Source organism: Solemya elarraichensis gill symbiont (genome assembly GCF_002021095.1).
In the GTDB taxonomy this organism is placed as follows: Bacteria; Pseudomonadota; Gammaproteobacteria; order Chromatiales; family Chromatiaceae.
In genome coordinates this window covers 1-2835 of the sequence record NZ_MPRK01000219.1, presented here as the reverse complement: position 1 = coordinate 2835, position 2835 = coordinate 1, and the positions used below count along the sequence as shown (strand labels likewise).

Below are 2835 nucleotides of genomic sequence, written 5' to 3'. Positions count from 1 at the left end.
GTGCCTTTACCTTGGTTGAATTCACTCTTCTCAACTGCCTGCGACTGCGATCCTGCACGCGTCCCACAAGCTGACCACAGGCGGCATCGATATCATCGCCCCTGGTCTTGCGCGTCACTGTAAACAGCCCTGCCTTCATCAACTTGTTACGAAATGCATCAACACGTTCAGGTGAAGAGGTTTTGTAATCGGTACCCGGAAAAGGATTAAAGGGAATCAGATTGATCTTCGAGGGCACTCCCTCAAGCAACCTGATCAGTGCCTTTGCATGCTTGTTGGTGTCATTGACGCCATCGAGCATTACGTATTCCCAGGTAATTTTTCTACGCTTGTCGTTCTTGATGTACTCCTTGCAAGCTGGAATCAGCTCTTCAAGCGGATACTTTTTGTTGATTGGTACCAGTTCATCACGCAGCGCATTATCTGCAGCATGCAGTGATACCGCGAGACACACATCACTCTTCTCGCGCAGTTTATTCAGTGCCGGGACAATGCCCGAGGTACTAAGGGTGATCTTGTGCTTGGAAAGCTTGAGACCAAGATCATCCTGCATCAGGTTCATCGCTGTCACCACGGCATCAAAATTTGCCAGTGGCTCACCCATGCCCATCATTACGACATTGGTTACCGGCAACTTCATACGGTGTGCAGACACCCACACCTGGGCGACAATTTCACCAGCGGTGAGATTACGGTTAAAACCCTGCTGGGCAGTCGAACAGAAAGAGCAGTCAAGCGCACAGCCCACCTGGGAAGAGACACACAGGGTAGACCTGCCTTCCTCGGGAATATAGACAGACTCGATACGCTGGCCATCGTAGAGCTCGACAACCCATTTGACGGTGCCGTCGTTAGAAGGCTGTTCGAAAACAACCTCCGGCACCAGGATTTCCGTCTGCTCGATCAACTGATCGCGCAGACGTTGCGGCAGATCCGTCATGGCCTCGAAATCGATGACGCCATGTTTATGGATCCATTTCAGCAGGTTACGACCCTGAAAGGTCTTGTAACCAAACTTGACCGCGAGCGCCTCCAGACCCTCGCGGTCAAGGCTGAGCAGATCGATTTTTTCTGCCGCGGCTTCCATTGTTTAGCGCGTACGCTCGCAGACGCCTTCAGGGAAGAAGAAAGCAATCTCGATCGCAGCATTCTCAAGGGAATCTGAACCGTGAACGGCATTTTCGTCAACTGTCTCGGCGAAATCTGCACGAATGGTGCCTTCAGCTGCCTCGGCAGGATTGGTCGCGCCCATCAGTTCGCGGTTCTTCGTAACTGCGTCTTCACCCTCAAGTGCCTGCGCCATGATTGGACCGGAAGTCATGAACTCGATCAGATCATTATAGAAAGGACGCTCCTTGTGTACAGCGTAGAACTCACCAGCCTGCTCTTTGGTCAGGTGGATCATGCGTGAAGCAACGATTTTCAGACCGTTGGTCTCAAAGCGGCTGTAGATCTTGCCAATGATGTTTTTTGCGACAGCATCGGGCTTAATCATAGAGAGGGTACGTTCAATAGCCATGGGAAAATTTCTCCGGAAATCAAAGACTAATAAAAGAATAGCCGAACAGGCGGCATGTTGATTGAAAATTAACCTGCCAAGTTTACTGGCCATTGTGCCGGGTAGCAAGGTGAAAGGCTATTTTGGGGCCCGCAAAGCCACCACTTCGGCGCAATTCCCGTTGATTCGCCACTGCAGGTCGAAATCGTACAGCAGCATGCCGTATTCCCCTTCTGTCTGGGCCTGCTTGTAGGCAGGACGGGGATCAAGCGCAAGCAGCGCCCGAATCAACTCGCGAACCGAGTCGCCGTCGCTTCTTGCCCGCAGTGCCGCTTCGGCCTCCGGCAAAAAGAGCACCTCAAGCTTCGATTCCGGTGCATCGGGGGCAAAACCGGCGCTGGCACCCGAAATTGCGTCACTGTAGGGAATGTAGGGTTTGATATCGAGAATCGGCGTGCCATCCATCATATCGACGCCTGACACCTCCAGAATCGCCTTTCCGGATTCGATGTGAATAGTATCCAGCTTCACGACTGACAGGCCAATCGGATTGGGACGAAACGGAGAACGACTTGCAAACACACCGACCCGTACGTTGCCCCCCAGGCGCGGCGGACGCACACGAGGCTGCCTCTCACCCTGCGGTACGCCATGAAACACCCAGGTGAGCCACAAGTGGGAGAAATCTTCCAGCCCCTCGACACATTCCGGCTTTGCCGCCTCGCCACACAGAATAACGCGGCCTTTCGCAGCAGAAACAATTCCGGCCTGCCGCGGAATCGCAAACTTCTCCATGAAGGGCGTTTCGATTGTCGCGATTGGCATGAAACTGAATGCTTGCATGGGATACCCGGCAATAACTATCTTCGTGAAAGATCAGAATAACATGCCGGGCATACGGCGTCGGATCGACTAGAATTAAATCAAGCAACATTCACAGGGGCAGCGCACCATGACCAGAATTTTCCTGTTGATTCCTATTATCCTACTGTTGACATCTGCCAACACATTCGCAAACGAGTGGCCTGCCGCTGCACAATCGCAAATGGAAGCTGCCGGAGTCCGCCTGAAGGCCGCCACGACAACCGCAGAGCGCGTGAAGGCCCTGAGGGAGATCGAACAAGTTGCCACAGCCCACCCGGACGCCCCCGAAGCACAGATAATGGCTCGCCTGCTGGCCGAAAAAGCCACACAGGAGGCGGGACCGGCAAAGATGCTCACCGCTCTTGGTGAGCTTGCCGCATCGGGCCAAATTACCGATGCCGGGACACTCGGAAGTATCGCAACACCCCTTCTCGAGTCTATCGCAGAGATGCGTGACAACGTTACGCTGCTGC

At 53.6% G+C, this 2835-nt stretch carries 4 protein-coding genes; 1 reads left to right on the top strand and 3 read right to left on the bottom strand.

Annotated elements, in window-relative coordinates:
* The 3 genes from rlmN to tsaA form a co-directional block, all read right to left on the bottom strand.
* Positions 1-1087, bottom strand: a 1087-nt coding sequence (gene rlmN, locus BOW51_RS09260) for a dual-specificity RNA methyltransferase RlmN (RefSeq protein WP_078477474.1), incomplete at its 3' end; no start/stop codon positions are given.
* A 3-nt stretch (positions 1088-1090) separates the two neighbouring features.
* Positions 1091-1519, bottom strand: a complete 429-nt coding sequence (gene ndk / locus BOW51_RS09255) for a nucleoside-diphosphate kinase (protein WP_078477473.1) — start codon at positions 1517-1519, stop codon at positions 1091-1093.
* A 117-nt stretch (positions 1520-1636) separates the two neighbouring features.
* Positions 1637-2341, bottom strand: a complete 705-nt coding sequence (gene tsaA / locus BOW51_RS09250) for a tRNA (N6-threonylcarbamoyladenosine(37)-N6)-methyltransferase TrmO (RefSeq protein ID WP_078477472.1) — start codon at positions 2339-2341, stop codon at positions 1637-1639.
* Positions 2342-2450: 109 nt separating this feature from the next.
* Here tsaA and BOW51_RS09245 point away from each other — a divergent pair.
* Positions 2451-2835: hypothetical protein (locus tag BOW51_RS09245; protein WP_135568207.1), on the top strand; the 385-nt coding region annotated here is incomplete at its 3' end.